We start from the raw sequence: 21,816 nt of genomic DNA, 5'->3' as shown, positions 1-21,816 counted from the left end.
AACGGACCGTACGGCCCCTTGCCTTGTCCTAGACTCACCGGCATGTCAGGTCGTGACCTGTTCTGCCAGCCCCGTCGCCTCCGCCGCGGGGCCGCCCTGACATTGGTCTTCGCCAGTGTGCTGGTCGCCGGCGCGGCGACCGGATCACTGCCCGGACCCGAACGGAAGTCCGCGTCCGACGCCGCCCGTTCGAGCACCAGCCTCCGCCACGAGCAGGTCGCGGCCGCGGCCGCCGAGGCCATGGCCGACGGCAAGTCCCCCATGGAGGCCGCCGAGCGCGCGGTCAGCCGCAGCGGGGACCGCTGGGGCGCGGTCTACTCCCCGGGCGAGTACGAGGAGTTCGAGAAGGCCCTGGACGGCCGGTACACCGGCGTCGGCCTGTGGGCGCGGCGCGAGCGGGACGGCCGTATCGAAGTGAGCAAGGTGGGCGAGGGATCGCCCGCCGCCTCGGCCGGGATCCGGGCCGGGGACCGGCTGCGCAGCGTCGACGGCGAGAAGGTCGACGGGCTGCCCGTCACCGAGGTGGTCTCCTTACTGCGCGGTGACGCCACCGACGCGGCGGCCGGTACACAGGTCCGGCTCGGTCTGGAGCGCGGCACGCGCGCGTGGAGCCTCACGCTGCGCCGGGCCACCCTCTCCACCCACTCGGTGACCGTCGACAGGCTGGCCGGAGCGGTCACCGTCATCCGCGTCGACTCCTTCACCAAGGGCTCCGGCGACACCGTCCGCAGCGCGGTCCGCGAGGCCCCCGACGGCGCCGGGATCATCCTCGACCTGCGCGGCAACTCCGGCGGCCTGGTCACCGAGGCCGTCACCGCCGCCTCCGCCTTCCTCGACGGCGGCCTGGTCGCCACCTACGACGTCGACGGCGACCAGCGCGCCCTGCACGCCGAGCCAGGCGGCGACACCACCAGACCCCTGGTCGCGCTCGTCGACGGCGGCACGATGAGCGCGGCCGAACTGGTCACCGGCGCCCTCCAGGACCGCGGCCGGGCGGTCGTGGTCGGCTCCCGCACCTTCGGCAAGGGCTCGGTGCAGATGCCGAGCCGGCTCCCCGACGGCTCCGTCGCCGAACTGACCGTCGGCCACTACCGCACCCCCTCCGGCCGCGAGGTCGACGGCCACGGCATCAAGCCCGACCTGAAGGTCGAGGAGCGGGCCCTTGAGCGGGCCGGGACGGTACTGAGCGGACTGGGCCCCACGTAACCCCGCCCCCGAAATCTGCTTCCCGTCGACCCCCTCCGTAGTGCGAAAATGGACGGCACTATGAGCAAGGGAATGTACGTACCCAAGGAGGCCCAGCCCAAGAAGGGCGGGTCGGCAGCCAAGGCCAGGGACGGCGAGAAGGGCGGCAAGCGCAAGATCGTCGCGCAGAACAAGAAGGCGCGGCACGACTACGCGATCATCGACACCTACGAGGCCGGTCTGGTGCTGACCGGTACCGAGGTGAAGTCGCTGCGCCAGGGCCGTGCCTCGCTGGTGGACGGCTTCGTCCAGGTCGACGGGGGCGAGGCGTGGCTGCACAACGCGCACATCCCCGAGTACGCCCAGGGCACCTGGACCAACCACTCCGCGCGCCGCAAGCGCAAGCTGCTGCTGCACCGCGAGGAGATCGACAAGCTGGAGGTCAAGGCGCAGGAGACCGGTCACACGATCGTGCCCCTCGCCCTGTACTTCAAGGACGGCCGGGCGAAGGCGGAGATCGCCCTGGCACGAGGCAAGAAGGAGTACGACAAGCGCCAGACCCTGCGCGAGAAGCAGGACCGGCGGGAGTCGGACCGGGCCATCGCGGCGGCGAAGCGGCGGCAGCGGGGCGTGTGACGCCGGGAATACGCTGGCACGCGCGTGCGTTGGTCACGTACGATGGCACTGCACCTCATGGAGGGTGCGCGCCGCCCTCACCTGAGGGTGTTTGAAAAAACAACATGGGGATGATCGGTTTCGACAGCGGCTGTCGAAGCAGGGGAAGCGTGTCGAGGAAGCGGCCATGATCTCGTTAACCACAGGCCGAAACAAATAATCGCCAACACCAAGCGCGATTCCTTCGCCCTCGCTGCCTAAGTAGCGACTTGCGAAGTGTCAGCCCGGGGCTGTTCCCGACCCGGATCCTGGCATCAGCTAGGGAACTAAACCTTGATCCCGGTCACGGGGTGAAGAGGGAAATCAAACAGTGACTGGGCCCGTTCCGGACTTGTCCGGGTGATCCGGAGGGCCGAGAAACTCGTACCGGACTGCACACGGAGAAGCCCTGGTTCCGCACCGTTGGACGCGGGTTCGATTCCCGCCATCTCCACTTGTCCCTCCGGGGACCACCCCATGTGGGCCAAGGCCCCGTCGCTCCGGCGACGGGGCCTTTGTCGTGCTCGGCGAGGAGGCTTTTCCCGGCCCCGGGCGGAGGCTGTGACAGGGCTGTGACGGCTGATGTGAGCCGCGCCACTGCTCCTGACGATCACCGGCTGGTGGGGTGTAGGGATGCCTACCCCCCGTCGCGCAGTTCCCGCCGTCCTGTTGGGTGCCCTGCTCCTGGCCGCGTGCGGCACCGAGAAGAGCGAGGCCGGGGGAGGCGGGGACGGGGGAGGCGGAGACGGGCGGGTCGCCCGGGCCACCCTGTGCCCCTCGCAGCAGCAGTACGGCGTGCTGCCCTCGGCGGACGGACCGGACGAAGCGACGCCCACCGCACGTCCCTCGGGGACGCCGTCCGAGCTGCCGCTTCCGCCGTCCGACGGCCAGGGCGACGAAGAGGTGCGGGTGACCGGGCTGTACGCCTGGGGACCCGGCAGCGGCTGCGACGGCGTCGACTACTCCGCCGACTTCGAAGTCACCAACAACGGCCCGGAAGAAGCCACTTACTCGATCACCTTCGCCTTCGGCTCCTCCGGTCAGGGCATGGAGCCGATCGAACGCACCGTCGAGGCGGTCGGCGCCGGACGGACCGTCAAGGGGACGGTGGTGATGCGGGACTTGCCGCCGGCCGAGGCGCCCACCGTCGACATCCTCAGCACCCGCAGCGTCCCCACCGCCGAGGTACCGACCCAGTCCGGCCCCTGCCCCAAGTCCGGGATGCATGTGTACGCGGACCGGGGCGACGCCGCGATGGGGCTGCGCGTGGTCGGGCTGCACGTGGTCAACTGCGGTGAGGAGAGGCTGGAGTTCAACGGCTACCCCGAACTGGAGCTGTTCGACGAGGACCACGAGAAGGTGACGGGCGTACGGATCCTGGACGGCACGGGGTCGATCAGCACCGGACTGGGTGACGACACCGTCCGCCCGGTCTCCCTGGCCCCCGGCGAGGCCGCGCAGGCCCAACTGAGCTGGCGCAACACGACCGAGTTCGGCGACCCGGTCAACGCCCCCTACGTCCGTGTCCGGGCCGCCCCCGGCGACGCCCCCGTCATGGTCACGCCGGAACTCGACCTCGGCACGACCGGCAAACTGGGCGTCGGCCCGTGGCAGAAGGACGAGAACTACCGGGCCCCCGAGACCGAGGCACCGGCGACCCCCTGACGCCCGGGCGCCCCGGCGGTCACCGCGATCAGCAGCGCCACCGCCGCCGCGCACACCGGCACCCCGTACCCGACCGCGGGCGACATGTGTTCCGCGGCCCAGCCGCCCACCGCGCTGCCGAGGGCGATGCCGCCCAACAGGCCGGTGACCGCCAGGGTCATGCCCTCGTTGAGGCGGCCCTCGGGGGTGCGGCGCTGGACCAGGGTCATGTTGGTGATCATCGTGGGGGCGGTGGCCATACCGGAGACCAGCAGCGCGGCGGCCAGGAGCAGCAGGGAGCCGGTGAGCGTCGCCGCGAGCAGGGGCAGGGCCAGGAGCGCCGTCATCGCCGCTATGCACCACGGGTAGCGGCGCTCCGGCGAACGCGTCGGCCGCACGGCGCCGTACAGCAGCCCCGCCGCGCAGGAACCGGCCGCCTGGAGGGCGAGGACCGGGCCCGCCGCCGTGCTGTGTCCCAGGGCGTCCGCGTGGGCGAGGGTGACGACCTCCAGGGCGCCGAAGACGGCACCCATGGCCAGGCAGACGGCGAGCAGCGCGGGCATGCCGGGAGCGCGGTACGGGGGGTGCGAGGGGCCCGTTGGCGGCCGTACCGGGGGTTCCGTCGAGCGCTGGGCCGTGAACAGCGCCATGCCGGTCGCCAGGAGCAGGACGCCCGTGAGCGTGCCCGCCTCCGGGAAGAGGGTGCCGCTCAGGAACGCAGCCAGGACCGGGCCCAGCATGAAGCACAGTTCGTCCGCCGCCTGCTCGAAGGAGTTCGCGGTGTGCAGCGCCGCCGGGTCGTCGTTCAGCAGATGCGCCCAGCGGGCCCGGGACATGCCGCCGATGTTGGGCGTGGTCGCGGTCGCGGCGTACGCGGCGAAGAGGGTCCAGTCGGGGGCCCCGGCGCGGACGCACAGGATCAGCGACAGGCCGCCGAGGACCGCGACCAGTGTGGCGGGCAGGGCCACCCGCGCCTGCCCGTGCCGGTCGATGAGCCGCGCGATCCACGGCGCGACCAGAGCCGTCGCGGCCAAGCCGGTCGCGACCACGGCCCCGGCCAGCGCGTAAGAGTCCCGCTCCCCGGCGATCATCACGACCGCGCTCACGCTGAACATGCCCATGGGCAGGCGGGCCAGCAGGTTCCCGGCGGTGAAGGCGCGGGCCCCGGGCAGGGCGAAGAGCCGCCGGTAGGCGGAGGTCGGTCGAGGCATGGCCCCACCTTCACCCGGAGTGGATCAAGGGGTCCAACACCTGCTCCGCACCGATTCACGCACCTGTGTTGTAAATTCCGGGCATGCCCGACCCCCGACTCCTGCGCGCCTTCCTCGCCGTCGCCGAGGAACTGCACTTCACCCGCGCCGCCGCCCGGCTCTACGTCGCCCAGCAGGCGCTCAGCCGGGACGTACGGCGGCTGGAGCGGGAACTGGGCGCCGAACTGTTCGTCCGGACCACCCGTCAGGTCACGCTCACCGCGGACGGGGAGCGCCTGGTACCGCACGCCCGGCGGGCGCTGGCCGCGCACGAGGACCTGCTCGCCGCGTTCGGACAGGCCCGCCCGCTGCTGGTGGACCTGAACTCGCCCGGCCTCGGCACCGGCCACCGCGTGCTCACCCGGGCCCGCGAGCTGGCCCCCGAGCTGGAACTGATGGCCCGCTACGAGAGCGGGCTGACCGGTGCCGCCGCCGATCTGCTCGCCGGCCGCCTGGACGCCTCCTTCGGGCGGTACGCCGGACTCGCCCCCGCCCTGCGCGCCGGCCTCGACCACCAGCCCGTGCGCTACGAACCGATGGCGGTGCTGCTGCCCGAGGGGCATCCGCTGGCCGCCCTGGACGCCGTACCGCTCGACGCGCTGGCGGGCTCGGTCGTCTACGCGGGGGCGGGCAACCCGCGCACCCCGGAGTGGACCGATCTCGCCCGCGAACTGTTCGCGGGGCGGGGGATCGAGGTGGCGCCGCCCGCGCCGGTCGCCGTCGGGGTCGAGGAGTTCCAGCGGATCATGACCAAGACCCGGACACCCGTCCTCGCCGTCGTGGATTTTCCGGCCATGCCCGCCTCGGTGCTGCGCCCCTTGATCGATCCGGTGCCGCTCTCCCCGGTCTCGCTGGTGTGGAGGAAGGGGCTGGTGCATCCCGCTCTGGACGCTCTGCGCAGGGCTGCCGCAGAGTTGGCGGCGGCGGAAGACTGGCTTCGGCCACCTTCAGAGGGATGGTTTCCAGCCAGTGACAAAGTCACGATGCGGCTCAACAAATGACACACGGCAAACACGGAACTCACTCGTGCGCTACATTCTTGGCCTGAGCACATTGTGGTAAAGGGGGCGCTCGGCCCGGGTGGGGGCCCGGTACCGATCGACGGGTGCTCAGTGTCGTACGCGCACCCGGAACAGTCCCTGGGGGGATGTGCGCGCGTGAACAACTGGCGAGAAGACGCCCAACCGGAGTGGCCCGAGGCCGCATCCGGAACCCAGCCGACTCGGCGGGGTGGGGGTGGCACACAGGCTTTCCCTGACACTTCGGCGTTCAGACCGGAACCGGCGGCCGCCGACGAGACGGCCGTCCTGCCCAGAGCTGTGCCCGGCGCGGGTCAGTCCGGAGCACCTGATTCCGGAAGCCCGGCCGCGGGGGGCGGTGAGGACCTGACCGAGCTGCTCTCGGCGTTCGACCGCTTCGACCGCACCGAGGTGCTGCCCAGCGCGGGACGGCGCGGCGAGGCGCCGCGCAACCCGTCCGCGGGCGGTGCTTTCACGCCGCGCGGCGCCGGGAACGGCCCGGCTCCCGCTGACCCGTTTCCGCCGGTCGCCGAGACCCGCGAGTCCCCCGCGGCGATCCGCGACCCCTGGGACGCGGCCGACGACGCCGTCACCCACGACCCGCACGAGGTCACCATCCAGCTGGACAGCGTCAACCTCCAGATGGACGGTTCGCTGCGCGGAGCCAAGGCGGCTCCCAGCGGCTCGGAGGCCTCCGACGGGCCGGTCTTCGTCGACGAGTCCGGCCGCCGCAGCCGCCGCTTCCGGCGGATCGGTATGGCCGTGGCCCTCGCCTGCGCGGTCTACGCCGTGGTGATCGTCGTCACCTTGATGTCCGGCAACTCCAACGCGCCCTGGCTGCCCGTCCAGGACCAGAAGGAGGACACGCCGGCCGGAAAGGTCGACACCTCGCCGCTGCCCGCCGAGTCGGCGTCGACCGACGGGCCCGACGGCGCCTCCCCGGGCGCCAGCCCCTCCACGAGCGACGGCGTCACGCCCTCCGCGGGCGCCACCGCCACCGTGCCGGGCGCCACCGCCACCGGTGAGGCGCCGGACGCCACCACCGACCCCGAGCCGACGACGTCCAAGAAGCCGACCACCGGCACGGGCACCGGCGGCACCTCGCCGAAGCCGGACCCCACCGACACGGCGACCGCACCCGACCCCGGTCCCACCGAGACCGCGACCGAAGAGCCCACGCCGCCGGACGACGAGACGGAGACCACCGGCGGTGGCGAGGCCGGAGGCGGCACCGGTGCCGACTCGGTCGCCGTGGGCCAGTCCCAGAACCTCACCGCTCACTCGCACGACCCATACCCGGAGCAAACCTTCTGATGGCCTCCCGTTCCCGCCGTCGGGGCGCCCGTCCCCAGGCCCCCGACGCCCGGCGCCGCCGCCTGCCCATGCGGCTGCTGCTGCCGAGCCTCGTTCTTGTCGCGATGATGGCGATGCTGATGCTGCGCGGCTACGTGCACAGCGAGATCCTCGCCGACCACCGCGTCCGTCCCGCTGCCGCGTCCGACAAGGTCCCGCAGCAGATCCTCAAGGGCGGTCCCGTCATCGACGCCCGCAGCGGCCGCACCGAGACCCTGAAGGTGCCGGACCGCCGGCTCGTGCTCACCTTCGACGACGGACCCGACCCCGAGTGGACCCCCAAGGTCCTTGACGTACTGAAGAAGCACGACGCGCACGGCGTCTTCTTCGTCACCGGCACCATGGCCTCGCGCTACCCGGACCTGGTCGAGCGGATGGTGGCCGAGGGCCACGAGATCGGCCTGCACACCTTCAACCACCCGGACCTGTCGTACCAGACGAAGAAGCGCATCGACTGGGAGCTGTCGCAGAACCAGCTCGCCATCACCGGCGCGGCCGGCATCCGCACCTCGCTGTTCCGGCCGCCGTACTCCTCGTTCTCCGCCGCCATGGACAACGAGTCCTGGCCGGTCACCGAGTACATCGGCTCGCGCGGCTACATCACGGTCGTCAACAACACCGACAGTGAGGACTGGAAGAGGCCGGGCGTCGAGGCGATCATCCGCAAGGCCACGCCCAAGGGCAACAAGGGCGCGATCGTGCTGATGCACGACTCCGGTGGCGACCGCAGCCAGACCGTCGCGGCCCTGGACCGCTTCCTGCCGCAGATGCAGGAGCGGGGCTACGAGTTCGACAACCTGACCGAGGCCCTCGACGCGCCCAGCGCGCACAGCCAGGTCACCGGCGCCGAACTGTGGAAGGGCAAGGCCTGGGTCTTCCTGGTGCAGGCGTCCGACAACATCACCGCCGTGCTGGTGGTCGGCCTGTCGATCATCGGGTTCCTGGTCATCAGCCGGTTCGTGCTGATGCTGGTGCTGTCCGCCGTGCACGCCCGCAAGGTGCGCAGGCGGCGCTTCCGCTGGGGACCGCCGGTCACCGAACCGGTGTCGGTGCTGGTGCCCGCGTACAACGAGGCCAAGTGCATCGAGAACACCGTCCGCTCCCTGATGGCGAGCGAGCACCCGATCGAGGTGCTCGTCATCGACGACGGCTCCACCGACGGCACCGCCCGCATCGTCGAGGCGATGAACCTGCCCAACGTCCGGGTCATCCGCCAGCTCAACGCGGGCAAGCCCGCCGCGCTCAACCGCGGTGTGGCCAACGCCCGGTACGACATCGTCGTCATGATGGACGGCGACACCGTCTTCGAACCGGCCACCGTCCGTGAGCTCGTGCAGCCCTTCGGCGACCCGAGCGTCGGCGCCGTCGCGGGCAACGCCAAGGTCGGCAACCGGGACTCGCTCATCGGTGCCTGGCAGCACATCGAGTACGTGATGGGCTTCAACCTGGACCGCCGGATGTACGACATGCTGCGCTGCATGCCGACCATCCCCGGCGCGGTGGGTGCCTTCCGGCGCACGGCCCTGGAACGGGTCGGCGGCATGAGCGACGACACGCTCGCCGAGGACACCGACATCACCATGGCGATGCACCGCGACGGCTGGCGCGTGGTCTACGCGGAGAACGCCCGCGCCTGGACCGAGGCCCCGGAGACCGTGCAGCAGCTGTGGTCCCAGCGCTACCGCTGGTCCTACGGCACCATGCAGGCGATCTGGAAGCACCGCAGGGCGATCGTGGAGCGCGGCCCCTCCGGCCGCTTCGGCCGCGTCGGCCTGCCCCTGGTCTCCCTGTTCATGGTGCTGGCCCCGCTGCTGGCCCCGCTCATCGACGTCTTCCTCCTCTACGGCCTGATCTTCGGCCCCACCGAGAAGACGATCATGGCCTGGCTGGGCGTCCTCGCCATCCAGGCGATCTGCGCCGCCTACGCCTTCCGCCTCGACCGGGAAAAGATGGTCCACCTGATCTCCCTGCCGCTCCAGCAGATCCTGTACCGCCAACTCATGTACGTCGTGCTCCTCCAGTCCTGGATCACCGCCCTGACCGGCGGCCGACTGCGGTGGCAGAAGCTGCGGCGGACGGGTGTGGTCGGGGCACCGGTGCCGGATTCGGCGCTCGGTCAGCAGGTAGTGAATGAGGGGCCGGTCCGGTGACATCAATGAACCCTTACTCCGGTGACTTCCCGTCGGCCTCGGCGACGCCCGGCGGCCAGCCGCCGACCGCGCAGCACACCGTGGATACGACGGTCCTCGTGACGCCGCCGTCCGAGGAGGCAAAGCCCGCCGACAAGGCGGAGGAGAAGGCCCGCCGCGGACCCGTCCGCGACCGCTACTTCGATCTTCTCCGTGCTCTCGCCCTGTTCCGGGTGGTCCTCTACCACCTGATGGGCTGGGCGTGGCTTCCGCTCGTCTTCCCCTCCATGGGCGTGATGTTCGCCCTCGCCGGCAATCTCATGGCGCGCTCCCTGAAGCGTCCGGCGATACAGGTCATCAGGGGCCGCATGCGCCGGCTCCTGCCCCCCTTGTGGCTGCTGGGCGCGGTCGGCGTCACCGGCATGGTGATCCAGGGCTGGGGCCCGGACCCCGACAACCACCCCGGCTGGTGGTGGATCCACCTGGCCTACTGGATCGTTCCGCTGAGCGATCCGCCGTACGCCGAGGGCCTTCCCGGAATCCACGGTGTCATCGGCGAGAACTGGGCCGCCGACTTCGCCGGACCGCTCTGGTACATCCGGGCCTACCTCTGGTACGTCCTGCTCTCGCCGTTCATCCTCAAGCTGCTGCGCGCGACGCCCGCCGCGACCGTACTTGCACCTCTGGTGCTGGCGGTGGTCCTGGAGCAGGGCTACCTCGACCTTCCGGGCGAGCGTTTCCCCTCCGCCCTCACCGACTTCAGCACCTTCGGTGCCTGCTGGATCCTCGGTATGGCCCATCAAGAGGGCGTCCTGAGCCGTCTCCCGCGTTACATCGTGCCGTCCGTGGCACCGGTGATCGCCCTGCTGGGCCTGTGGTACGCCACCAACCACGACTTCGGGGAGGGCAACGACCTCGACAGCATGCCCCTCGCCCAGGCCCTCTGGTCCTTCGGCACGGTTCTGCTGCTGCTGCACTTCAGCCCCTCGTGGTCCGAGTGGCCGCGCCGCCTGCGCCGCTGGGACCGCTTGATCACGCTTCTCAATTCCCGAGCGGTGACGATCTACCTGTGGCACAACATCTGCATCCTCGCCGCGGCGACGATGTGGGACCAGCTGTGGGGCATTGACGTGATGTGGATGCACTTCTCCTGGCTGTTGGAGAGCCCGTGGCCGGTCCTGGTCTTCGCCTGGCTGCTGATCTTCGGCTGCATCGTGTGGTTCGGCTGGGCGGAGGACCTCGCGGCCAAGCGCAAGCCGCAGCTGTGGCCGGACGGTTCGGCATCCGCCGCCAAGCGCGACGGCGGTCGCAAGGCATCCCATGGATCGCGCCGACGTAAGGGCTGACCTGCTGTCGGCCTGACTGACGGAGCGGTGGGGGCCCGGGGTACGGGCCCCCACCACTTTCTTGTCCGGACTCATCCGATGGCGATGCGCGTCTTCCAGTAGTCCTTGGGCGTGATGATCTCCGCCCCGGACCCGGAAAGAGCGGTCTTGCCACCGGCGTGGAAGCGCACCGAGCCGTCCGAACGGACCGCCCAGATGTCGGGGATCTCGTCCCCGTTGGCATCCGGCGTCCCGAAGAGGTGCGGAACGCTCGCCTTCGTCCAGCCCGAGGCCGCGTACTCGTTGTCCGTGCCGCCGGCCGAATTGGCGGCGGAGGAAAGCGAGTTCAGTACGACACCGCCGCCCGAGGCCGCGCTCCCCTTGCGCAGAAGCAGCCTTCCGGAGGTGTCGGAACGGTAGAGGAGGTCGGCGACACCGTCACCCGAGACGTCCTGCACGGCAACCAGGTCCCGGTCGGCCCAGGCGGACGAGGCGATGAGCCGTACCGCTTGGTCGACGGTGGCCCCGTGGTATCCGGTGAAGGCCCACAGCTCGTCACCGGCGGTGGCCAGGAAGTCGGTCCGTTCGTCTCCGGTGATGTCGCCCGCTGCCACGATCTGGGACAGGGCCGACGGGCTGGGCGCTCCCTCGGGCAGGAGAATCTCGCGGCGCCGGTCGATGTCGACGGCGCCGTAGCCGTCACCCGGATACACCCACAGCTTGCCCTCGACCCGGACGACCAGGTCCTGGAGGCCGTCGCCGCCGTAGATGTCGCCGTTGTGCGAGATCAGGGCTCCGGTGAAGTGACCCTTCGGTGCCGCCGTGTACGGTGGCAGGTCGTCTCCGTTCGGATCCTTGTCAGGGTTCGGCCGGTAGGCCCCCGACATGGAGTAGTCCAGGTCGCCGCTGCCCTTGGACAGGTCCGCCTTGGCCTGCGAAGGGTAGAGACTGAGGTTGCCGGCCTCGGTGACGACCATGAGGTCGGGAAGCGCGTCACCGGTGAAGTCGCCGGGCTTGTCGGCCTGGTCGCGAGGGGTGACGTAGAAGAAGTACTTCGTCGGCTCCGACGCGTTGCCCGCGCTGTCGACGACCCGCACGTAGAGCACGTTGGGCCCGGCGGTCGGCGGTTTGGCATTGCTGATCGTGGCGCTGATATCCGTCTCGCTACCGGCGGTCCTGCTCACGGAACCTGTATAGGACGGCGAGTTGAAGCCGTACTCGTACCGTACGACGTCCTTGTCGAGGGCGCGCACCGAGAAGTTTCCGGCCGTCCCGAACTTCTTGGTGCTCCAGTTGGAGTCCTCGGCGTCGTTGCCGAAGCCGTTGTTCTTTCCGTCGGCGTTCGGGAAGTCGGTCGAGCTGACCTTCGGGGGACGGGGCGCGGAGGTGTCCAGCACGAAGCGGCACGGAGCCTTGGAGGGCGCCCACTTGGAGGGGGTGTCCACGTCGTCGCGGGCCTGTACGCGCCAGGAATAGGTGGTGCCGTTGGTGAGCTTGCTGGTGGGGAACTCCGAGGTGGTCTTCAGAGCTGTGTCCTTGTCACCACTCACCGGTACCTTGCCGGTCGAGCCCAGCAGGTCGCCGGTGACGTCCCACTTGCCGGTCGGCCACAGATCGAAGTTGAAGTAGTCGAGGTTCTTGTCCTTGTCCGTGGCCTTGGCTGTGAATGTCAGCTTTCCCGCACCCATGCGGACATACGGCTTCGTAGTCGTGCACTTGCCCTCAGGCCCCAGATCCAGGGAGCCCGAAACGATGGACGGCGCGCGGTTGTAGTACAGGTCGAGGACGGGGCCGTGGTCGCCGTTGGCCTGGAACTTCTTCCAGGCGTACTGCGAGTTCTCGTCGCGGGCACGCAGACCGAAGGTGATCGACTTGTCCCCGTCATCGGCGGCCTCCTGGACCCCCTTTCTGACGTCGAACGTCTCGTAGTCGTCCCTGCAGCCCGACTTGTATCCGTGCGCGAAGCTCTTGGTGGCCAGCTTGTTGCCGTCGTGGAGCTTGGGGGCGTTCTTCCAGTTGGTGTGCGCGCTGATGCCGCTGGTGATGTGCACGCTCATCGAACGGGCACTGCACGACCAGGAGTAGGTCTCCAGCAGGCGCAGCTTGGCTTTGACGATTTTCGTTCCCTTGAGGGACGAGTCGAATTCCATGGTGAAGAAGGACCGGGATGTCCCCCACGTGTCGGACTCGAAACCGACACGGGCCTCGTGCGTGCCTCCCGGGTTGAACCCCTTGCCGTTGTAGAAGGTGGCGTTGGGGTGCCGGTTGTAGGCGGTGGTCCAGTTCTGGACGTGCTTCTTGACCGAGGGATCGACAAAGACGGGGTAGGTGGTCTCGGGGTCCTGGAGGAAGTCCTGGTCAGGGGTGAGAGTCCAGATGCCCTTGTCCAGGTCGGGCTCGACGAGTTCGCCGCGCGAGTCGGGCGAGGGGCCGTTGAGGGACGGCAGGCTCAGGGTGCTAGCGGGCCCCGTCTGGGAGGGAGCGGGAGTCGGCTCGGGCGGCACCGGGGGCAACGGGGACTCGGAGAACGAAGGTTCGGGCTCGGCGGTGTCCGAGGGCAGAATCTCGACGTCGGTGTCGCTCTGCTCGTCCGACTCGATTTCCTCTTCCTCGGTCGGGCTGGGACTCTCGCTCTCCTCGGGGGACGGGCTGGGCGAGTCCGTGGGGTCCGGGGTCTCCGACGTGGTCGGCTGGGCCGTCTCGCCGACACCGCTGTCGGTGACGGCAGGGTCACCGCTGCTGTCCCACATCAACGGCGTGGGAGACATGGCCACTTCGTCGCCGTATGCGTTCTCGGCACTGACGATGCCGGAGACGGGGTCGAGGCGGAAGGTGAGCGTTGACGACTGGATGCCGTAGACAAGCTGTTGTACGCGCGGATCGGACGCTGCCTGCCGGTTCTTCAGCACGAGCATCTGGGCGAATCCGTCGTCCTCCGAGGTGAGGACCAGGTCCGCACCGGGGAGGATCTCCGGGTACAGTGCGCGGTTGCCTTGGATGATCGGCGTGGGCACTGCGCCTGGCCAGGTCAGCTGGATCTGGTGCTGGTTGTTGTCCACGTAGAGCGTGACAAGAGGACTGCCGCTGTCATCCGCAGCCGCCCACTTCACCAGCGAGACCCGTCGCGCAGAACTCCGGGAGGCCCGCTGTTCGGCCTTGCCGGAGCCGACCGAGAAGACCATGCGGGTGTTGGTCGCCGTCGGCTCCCAACCGGCCTTCGTGCGCCGCAGGCTCGGGTCGATCTTCTTCCACTCACCGCCCACCTTGGCGCGGATCGGCGAGGAGTGCACCCGCTTCATCATCAGTCCGTCGGGGCGAGCCCAGGTGGTGGAGTCCGCCGTACGCGCGGTGGTCACCTCAACCGCCTTGCCGGTGCGGGCGGCTTGGGTGATCGCGGCCGCCTCGGTTACCGGCCGACTGTGCCGACCGCGGGCGTCCTTGCGATCCTCGGCTCCGTCGTCCAGACGGTACCCGGCATAGACGACGCCGGTCGCGGCGACGGTAGTGGCGATCAGCACAGCAGTGGCCCGACGGCCGGGTCTGCGGCGCCAGTTGCGCGACATTGGGCGAGTTCCCCCTCCCCCTGTGGACCGGCGACAGGCCAGGGTGCGCCGTCGCCGAGACTGTCGGCCGGCCGTGGCAAGGGCATGGCGAGGCGACCCGATGATGACCCATGAAGGAGCTGTCGTCATCCTGTGCGATCTACGTGAATGCGGGGTGGAGGGCGAGGTTCACCCCGCCGAAGTCCGACTCGACGACATCCGGGATGCATAGTCCGTCAGTCACGGCGACTGCTGAAACCGCTGGAAAATCCCTCAAATTGGGTCGCTTTCCCAATCAATATGCAGTGAATGGCGCCTGTGTGCCCCTTGCCCGACAAAAAACGGCATGCGCGGTTCTATAACGGCAGTCCTCACGGTTCACCGTATTCATTGCGTAACATCTCGTTACGCACAGTGGCATTGATCACATGATCGGGTTGAGTCTGGCGCTTCTTCACAGTCCAGTCACAGAATCCCCGTGATCTGAAACGTCATCCCGCGTGGTCCGTTACCGGTCCCGCTCCGAGTGGTCCGGGGGGACCTCGCCGTGTTCGGCCGACTTCCGCATGCCCGTCGAAGTGTCTCGCGTGCAGCCGTGCCCACCCTGGCCGCCGCACTGCTGGTGGGACTGCTTCCCGCCCAGTCCTTGGCGCTGCCGCCCGATCCCGCCCAGGCCGAGGTCGGTCGCGAGACGCTGACGCTGGAGGAGCTGGACCAGGAGAAACCCCTTGAGGGCGAGCCGTTCAGCCGGCATTTGCAGTCCCTCCGTGCGGACATTCCCAAGGAGCAGGTCCAGGCGCCGCCCGGCACGGTGACCCCGCCGTCCAACGTGACGGGCACGGTCGACTTCGGTTCCACGGCGAGCCAGGCCTCGCTGTCCACCAGGGTTGCCGCCGCAGAGGAGACCCCGGTCGGGAACCTGCCGGTCAGCCTCGGCCAAGCCGCCGACGAGCCTGCCCCCACGGGCACTTGGCAGGTCACCATTCCCGATCGCACGTCGGCGGTCAGCGAAGGCATCGACGGCACGGTCATGGTGGTTCGGGGCCCGGAAACCGGTTCCGTGCCCGTGTCGGTCAAGCTGGACTACTCCAAGTTCAAGAGCCTCTACGGGGCCGACTGGGCGTCCCGTCTGCGGCTGGTTCAGTTCCCCGACTGCTACCTGGACACGCCGGACGACGAGGCCTGCCAGGCGTACGAGGAACTGGAGACCGTCAACGACGAGGCCGCCGAGTCCGTCGCGGCGACGGTGGACCCTGCGGCGCAGGAGGATGTGACACCGGCAGCGGCTAGCTCGACGGGCCGTGGCGGTTCCGGTGTCGTCCAGGCGGCGTACCGGACTTCGACATCGGCCACCACGGCGGCGGCCTCCGGTTCCACCGCCGTGGTCGGTGCGGTCGACTCGGGCGGCGGCGCGGGCGGCACGTTCAAGGCGACGCCGCTCGCCTCGGACGGAAAGTGGGAGGCCGGCGGCTCGTCCGGCGGCTTCACGTGGTCGTACCCCCTGACCGTGCCCCCTCCGCCCGCGGGCCCCACCCCGGCCATCACCTTCGGCTACAACTCCCAGACGGTCGACGGCCGTACCGGCGTCTCCTCCCCGCAGGCGTCGTGGATCGGCGAGGGCTGGAGCTACGACCCGGGGTACATCGAACGGCGCTACCGCCCCTGCCAGGACGATCGCAAGACGCTCGACTCGGGTACGCCCAACAACACCGCGAAGGCCAACAAGACCTCCGACCTGTGCTGGGTGTCGGCCAACGCCGTGATGTCCCTGAACGGCAGGACCGTGGAGCTGGTCCGGGTCGACGAGGGCGGCAACCCCGAGACGGCCACGGAGATCTATCGTCCGCAGCAGGACGACGGCACGCGCGTGGAGCACCGCACCGGCGGCAGCAACGGCGACAACAACGGCGAGTACTGGCTGGTCACCACACGGGACGGCACGAAGTACTACTACGGCCAGAACAGTGTGGGCGGTGGCCACGCCGACACGAACTCCGTCTCCACCGTCCCCGTCTTCGGCAACCACCCCGGTGAACCCTGCCACGCCGGTTCCTTCGCCGACTCGCGCTGCGGCTCGGGCAAGCAGCAGGCCTGGCGCTGGGGCATGGACAAGGTCGTCGACGTCAACGGCAACGCCATGGTGGTCAACTGGAAGCAGGAGACGAACTACTACGCCGTCCGCGAGAAGTTCAAGTCGCCCGAGAAGTACGACCGCTACGCGTACCCGACGTCCATCGAGTACGGCATGCGCACCGCGGACCTGACCAAGCCGTCCGCGACCGTCACGTTCGGTGTCAAGCAGCGCTGCCTGAAGTCGGAGAGCGCCTGCGAGGGCGCCAACTTCGCCAAGACGGACGACCCGGGCGCCTACCGGCCCTGGTGGGACACCCCCGGAAACCTCAACTGCAAGTCCACGTCCAAGCTGTGCCCGGCCTTCCCGTCCTTCTGGACGCAGATGCGCCTGGACACCGTGACCACGAAGGCCGCACGCGCCGGCCAGTCCGGACTGGGCCTCGTCGACAAGTACACCCTGCACCAGTCCTTCCCGGCGGACTGGTACGACACGTCCCCCGGCCTGTGGCTCAACTCCATCACCCGCACCGGCTACGGACCGGGTGACACCGAGGGCACCCTCCAGTCCAAGGACGGCATCAGCTTCACCCCGTACACGGTCGGTACCAGCTCCCCCCTGCGCACCCGGCTGCTGGACCAGCAACTGCCCAACCTGGTCAGCAGGGGCTCAAGTGATCAGCGCCCCGGCTTCACCCGTCCGCGCATCGGCACCGTCTCCACGGAGCTGGGCGGTGACATCGACGTGGAGTACCAGGGCGGCTGCGCGACCGAGCCCGCGACCGACAAGGGAAAGAACAACGGCACCTGCTTCCCGGTCCGCTGGTCCCCGGACGGGGACGAGAAGAAGCCGGCCAAGGCCTGGTTCAACAAGTACGTCGTCGCGTCGGTGACGCAGATCGACAAGGTCACCTCCCGCGGGGAGCCGATCACCACGAAGTACAAGTACTCCGGGGCGGCCTGGGCCAAGAGCGACGACGAGTTCACCCGGCCCTCGCTCCGGACGTACAGCGACTGGCGCGGGTACCGGGAGGTGACCACCTACAAGGGCAGCAAGACCGTGCCCCAGCCGGGTGAGCTGAACCCCCAGTCGCGCTCGGTGACCAGATACTTCCTGGGCACCGGCGGAGAGGTGAAGGACTCCACCGGCAAGTACACGCTGGCGGCGGACGACAAGCCCGAGTACGCGGGCACGGTCGCGGAAACCATCGCCTACGACGACTCACTGGGCGCCGCCCGTGAGTGGACCCTGAACTTCCCGTGGTCCAAGCAGACCGCTTCCCGTGCCCGTGAGAACGAGGACGGCACCGATGCCGACCCGCTGCTCGCGCACCGCGTCGGCATCGACCGGACGGACAAGATCCAGCGGAACGGCAGCAGTTGGCGCGCCGTGCGCACCCTCACGGAGGTGGACGACACCTACGGCCTCCCGATCCAGGTGGAGACCGCGGTGGTCAAGCCCGGCAGCAGCGGGGAGGATCTGTACGACCGGACGTGCACGAAGACGTCGTACGTGCACAACACCTCGGACTGGCTGATCGGCCTGCCGAAGGAACAGCGCACCACCGGTACGTCCTGCGCCAACCACGCCGACGCCGACCCGGCCACCCAGCTCATATCGGCGGTCCGCAACTCCTACGACGGCCAGGCATACGGTGCCTCCCCGACCAAGGGCCGACTCACCTCGGCAGCCCAGACCGACGGCACGGGCACGTCGTACTCCCAGGTCATGACGGTGACGTACGACCCCCTGGGCCGTACCCGCAAGGTGACCGCACCGGGCGTCGGCACCACGGAGACTCAGTACACACCGGGTGACTCCGGTGGCCCCGTCACCTCCACGAAGACGATCAACGCACTGGGCCACACGACCACGACGACGTACGACCCGGGCAGGGCCCTGCCCCTGACGGTGACGGACCCCAACAACCGTGTGACGCGCACCGAGTACGACGCGCTCGGCCGACTGGTGAAGGGCTGGGCCCCGTCGCGCTCCGACGGCAAGTCCCCCAATGTGAAGTTCACGTACCACTCGGCGGTCGCCACGAGCAAGGTCAACCGGCCTGCCGCGGTCACCACCGAGACCCTTGAGGACGACGGCGGTTATGCCCGCCAGGTCACGGTCTACGACGGCCTGGCCCGTGAGGTCCAGACGCAGACCGAGGCACACGGTCCGGGCCGGATCATCACGGACACCAGCTACAACGACCACGGTCTGGTCTACGAGAAGACCGGCGCGTACCTGGCGAAGGGCGAGCCGAGCCAGGAACTGTTCGTCCCCAAGACGGAGAGCCTGATCCCCACGTGGACCAAGTTCCGCTACGACGGCCTGGAGCGTGAGCACCGGGCGTCGGTCTACCAGGGCGGCCACTACAAGTACGCGACCTACACGAGCTACAGCGACACGAGCACCTGGGTGAATCCGCCCGGCTCGACGACGCCGACGACGCGCACCTACTTCGACGCGCTCGGGCGGGTCACCTCCATCAAGCACTACTCCAAGGAGTCGTCGTCCGCGACGGAGGGGCGTACGACGACGTACGACTACGACGCGCGGGGCCACCTCGACACGGTCACCGATCCCGCGGGCAACAAGTGGACGTACACGTACGACGCGCGGGGCCGGGTCACCTCGACCACCGACCCCGACATCGGCCGGACGGACACCTGGTACGACGACGCCGACCGCCCGAACCGGGTGAAGAACGCGCGTGAGCAGGAGACGTTCACCGAGTACGACCTCCTCGGACGGATCGTGAAGGTGCGCCGGGGTTCGGCCACCGCGACCCCTGAGAAGGAGTACACCTACGACACGGCGCCGGGCGGCATCGGCCAGCCCCTCGCGTCGGTCCGGCACACCGACACGGGCGACTACATCAACCGTGTCACGGGCTACGACTCCGACTACAACGTCAAGGGCAGCGAGACGGTCATCCCCGCCAACTCCATGACGGCGGGCCTGTCCGGCACGTACGCGTACACGTACACGTACACCCCGACGGGCAAGCCCCTGTCGGCCACGTTGCCCGCAGTGGGCGGCCTGGCGAGCGAGAAGGTCGTCACCCGCTACAACAGCGACGGCCTCCCCGAGTCCACCTCGGGCGCGCAGTGGTACACGTCCGACGTCACCTACTCGCCGTACGGTGAGGTACTGCGCGCGGTTTCGGCCGCCCAGCCGTACCGCGTCTGGACGACGAACTTCGTCGACCCCTATACGGGACGCCTCCAGCGCACGGTCTCGGACCGCGAGACTGCCGGCCCGCACCGCATCGCGGACAGCTACTACTCCTACGACGTCTCCGGCTCGATCACGTCCAACGCCCGCAAGTTCGGTGACAACACCTGGGACAACCAGTGCTTCACCTATGACGTGATGGGCGAGCTGGTCCATGCCTGGACGTCGAGCATCACCCCGAACGGCAGCGGCACGGGATGCAAGTCGGCCGACGGTACGACGTGGGGCCACCGCACCAACTACGCGCCCTCGTCCGGCCCGGTGGCCGAGGCGCCGGACGCGTCGACGGATCACACGAGCCCTGACGCCACCCTGACGTCCACGCTCGCGGCGGCGGCGCCCGATGCCGGGACGGTCTCCACCGGCTCCACCGCCTACTGGCAGTCCTTCACCTTCGACTGGCTTGCCAACCGGGCGAAGCTGATCGAGCACGACCCGGCCGACGCCACGAAGGACACCACGTTCACCTACGGCTACGGCAAGACGGTCGCCGGCAACGGCACCACCCCGTCGTACAAGATCCAGCCGCACACCATGGCGTGGATCAGCTCGAACCCGTCCGGCAAGGGCAGCTCGTACGAGAACGACGCGACCGGCAACACCAAGGTGCGCGACCTGCCCAACACCACGCAGCACCTTGAGTGGTCGCCGGACAACAAGCTCGACTCCATCACGGACGACGGTGCCAAGACGACCTACGTCTACGACGCCGACGGCAACCGCCTCCTGGAGCACTCACCTTCCGGCTCGACCCTCTACCTGGGCGAAACGGAGGTAACGACCAACGCGACGGGCAGCATCACCCAGGCGTCCCGCTCGTACGCCCACCCTGGTGCCCCCACGGTCGTCCGCACCACGACGAACGGTGCGACGACCGGCCACAAGCTCAGCGTCCTGATCGCCGACCACCTGGGCACCGCCAACACCTCGGTGGAGGTGGCGAGCGGCCAGTCGATCACCCGCCGCGCCTTCAAGCCGTACGGCGAGACCCGCGGCACCAAGCCGACCAACTGGCCGAACAAGCGCAGCTACCTGGGCGTCGGCATCGACGACTCCACGGGCCTGACGCACATCGGCGCGCGGGAGTACGACCAGGCGGCGGGACGGTTCATTTCGGCGGATCCGGTGATGGTGCTTACCGATCCGCTGCAGATCAACGGTTACGCCTACTCCAACAACAGCCCGGTCACGCACTCCGACCCCACCGGCCTCTGCTTCGCGGACGCGTGCGGCAAGGGAGTTCCCAAGGGTGATGGGTCCGGCGAAATCATTCAGAAGGCTCCGGTCGACCCTGACAATCCGAGCGGATTCAAGCCGAAGAAGACCAATGACACTGTCACCCCGGATACTCAGGGAGAGACGTCCACTACCCAGACAGCCTGCTCGATATTGGTTGGGAACTGCCGCAGCGGTTATGAGCCTCAGCCGGAGCCCAAGCAGCGAATCGGAACTTGGTCATTGATCAAGAACCTGGTGCTGCCGGACACCGACGAGTGGAAGGCGTGCTTCAACAAAATCGGCTTCAATTCCCACTGCGGCTGGGCCGCGACGGACCTTCCGTGGGCCAAGCCTTTCAAGCTCTTGAAACTGAAGAAGGCGAGAAAGGTCGACGAGGCGGTCGGCTGTACTAAGTGCTTCCTGGCTGGTACCGACGTCCTGATGTCTGACGGCACCACCAAGGACATTGAGGATGTCAAGATTGGGGACAAGGTCCAAGCCACCGACCCCGAAACCGGCGAGACCGGACCTCGCGAAGTCACCCGCCTCATCATCACCGAGGACGACAAGCACTTCAACGAACTGTCCATCGCCACGGAAGATGGCATCGAGAAGCTCACGGCTACCTTTGAGCACCCGTTCTGGTCGCCTTCCGAAGACGACTGGATCGAGGCTGGATCGCTCACTGCGGGGATGACGCTGCTCACCGACGAGGGCGAAACGGTCATCGTCACCGGCAACCGTTCATTCACTCGGCACGCCACCACCTACAACCTCACGGTTGATGACCTGCACACGTACTATGTGCTGGCGGGGGAGACGCCAGTTCTCGTTCACAATTCTGATCCGTGCCCGGAGATGTATTGGCCGAAGGGGAAAGCATCTGACGTCTGCTCGATTTCCGGAAGCTCTGGATGTGAAGATGTGGCGCGCTCGATTCAGCGGAGCATCGGTGGTCAAAGAATGAGGATTACCGATCGGTATGGAGCTCCGTCACTCGGAAAGTACCGTGGACAGAATTCCTTCTGGGGGCATCATGATGTGGTCGTGAAAGATGGTCGCGTCTACGACGCATGGACAGGTCCAGAAGGAGAGGCGCTGGATGATTATCGTCGCCAGTTTGAGTACGGTGATGACCTGGACTTCACACCGCTAGATTAGGGGGCAGCTATGGAGTTTTCCAATCTCCTGA

The 21,816-nt window shown here is 68.6% G+C and carries 10 protein-coding genes and 1 other RNA gene; 9 read left to right on the top strand and 2 right to left on the bottom strand.

The genetic code is table 11. The features are described from left to right. Positions 1 to 42: 42 nt before the first annotated feature. From GA0115233_RS18810 to GA0115233_RS18795, 4 genes are all read left to right on the top strand, one after another. Positions 43 to 1,206, top strand: coding sequence for a S41 family peptidase (locus GA0115233_RS18810; RefSeq protein ID WP_093721406.1), 1,164 nt, complete (start codon positions 43 to 45; stop codon positions 1,204 to 1,206). 72 nt (positions 1,207 to 1,278) lie between these two features. Next, entirely contained in the window at positions 1,279 to 1,821 is a 543-nt protein-coding gene (smpB, locus tag GA0115233_RS18805) for an SsrA-binding protein SmpB (RefSeq protein ID WP_093721405.1), read from the top strand. Positions 1,822 to 1,927: 106 nt separating this feature from the next. Continuing rightward, positions 1,928 to 2,296, top strand: a transfer-messenger RNA (tmRNA) gene (gene ssrA, locus GA0115233_RS18800). Between the two features lie 176 nt (positions 2,297 to 2,472). Next, positions 2,473 to 3,504, top strand: a complete 1,032-nt coding sequence (locus GA0115233_RS18795; protein WP_093721404.1) for a DUF4232 domain-containing protein — start codon at positions 2,473 to 2,475, stop codon at positions 3,502 to 3,504. On the opposite strand, the gene GA0115233_RS18790 is transcribed toward GA0115233_RS18795, so the two are convergent. Beyond that, positions 3,465 to 4,694, bottom strand: coding sequence for an MFS transporter (locus GA0115233_RS18790; protein WP_093721403.1), 1,230 nt, complete (start codon positions 4,692 to 4,694; stop codon positions 3,465 to 3,467). The genes GA0115233_RS18795 and GA0115233_RS18790 overlap by 40 nt on opposite strands. A gap of 83 nt (positions 4,695 to 4,777) precedes the next feature. Between GA0115233_RS18790 and GA0115233_RS18785 the strand changes: the two genes are divergently transcribed. The 4 genes from GA0115233_RS18785 to GA0115233_RS18770 all read left to right on the top strand — a co-directional run bounded on the left by GA0115233_RS18785 (position 4,778) and on the right by GA0115233_RS18770 (position 10,580). Then, complete coding sequence (locus GA0115233_RS18785) at positions 4,778 to 5,734, top strand: LysR family transcriptional regulator (RefSeq protein ID WP_093721402.1); 957 nt, start codon at positions 4,778 to 4,780, stop codon at positions 5,732 to 5,734. Positions 5,735 to 6,052: 318 nt separating this feature from the next. Next, on the top strand, positions 6,053 to 7,066 hold the full coding sequence (locus GA0115233_RS18780; protein ID WP_093721401.1) for a hypothetical protein: 1,014 nt from the start codon (positions 6,053 to 6,055) through the stop codon (positions 7,064 to 7,066). Continuing rightward, complete coding sequence (locus GA0115233_RS18775) at positions 7,066 to 9,255, top strand: glycosyltransferase (RefSeq protein WP_093721400.1); 2,190 nt, start codon at positions 7,066 to 7,068, stop codon at positions 9,253 to 9,255. The genes GA0115233_RS18780 and GA0115233_RS18775 overlap by 1 nt, the downstream gene beginning before the upstream one ends. 5 nt (positions 9,256 to 9,260) lie before the next feature. Continuing rightward, positions 9,261 to 10,580, top strand: coding sequence for an acyltransferase family protein (locus GA0115233_RS18770; protein WP_093721399.1), 1,320 nt, complete (start codon positions 9,261 to 9,263; stop codon positions 10,578 to 10,580). 71 nt (positions 10,581 to 10,651) lie between these two features. Here GA0115233_RS18770 and GA0115233_RS18765 read toward each other — a convergent pair whose 3' ends face one another. Beyond that, positions 10,652 to 14,122, bottom strand: coding sequence for a DNRLRE domain-containing protein (locus tag GA0115233_RS18765; protein ID WP_093721398.1), 3,471 nt, complete (start codon positions 14,120 to 14,122; stop codon positions 10,652 to 10,654). Positions 14,123 to 14,696: 574 nt separating this feature from the next. On the opposite strand from GA0115233_RS18765, the gene GA0115233_RS18760 reads away from it, so the two are divergent. Beyond that, the gene (locus GA0115233_RS18760; RefSeq protein WP_093721397.1) at positions 14,697 to 21,785 is read left to right on the top strand and encodes a polymorphic toxin-type HINT domain-containing protein; all 7,089 of its coding nucleotides are present in this window, start codon (positions 14,697 to 14,699) and stop codon (positions 21,783 to 21,785) included. The last annotated feature ends 31 nt before the right edge of the window (positions 21,786 to 21,816 follow it).

The sequence above is a fragment of the Streptomyces sp. DI166 genome (assembly GCF_900091315.1).
GTDB classification, from domain to species: Bacteria; Actinomycetota; Actinomycetes; order Streptomycetales; family Streptomycetaceae; genus Streptomyces; species Streptomyces fuscus.
This window is presented reverse-complemented; position numbering and strand designations above follow the sequence as displayed.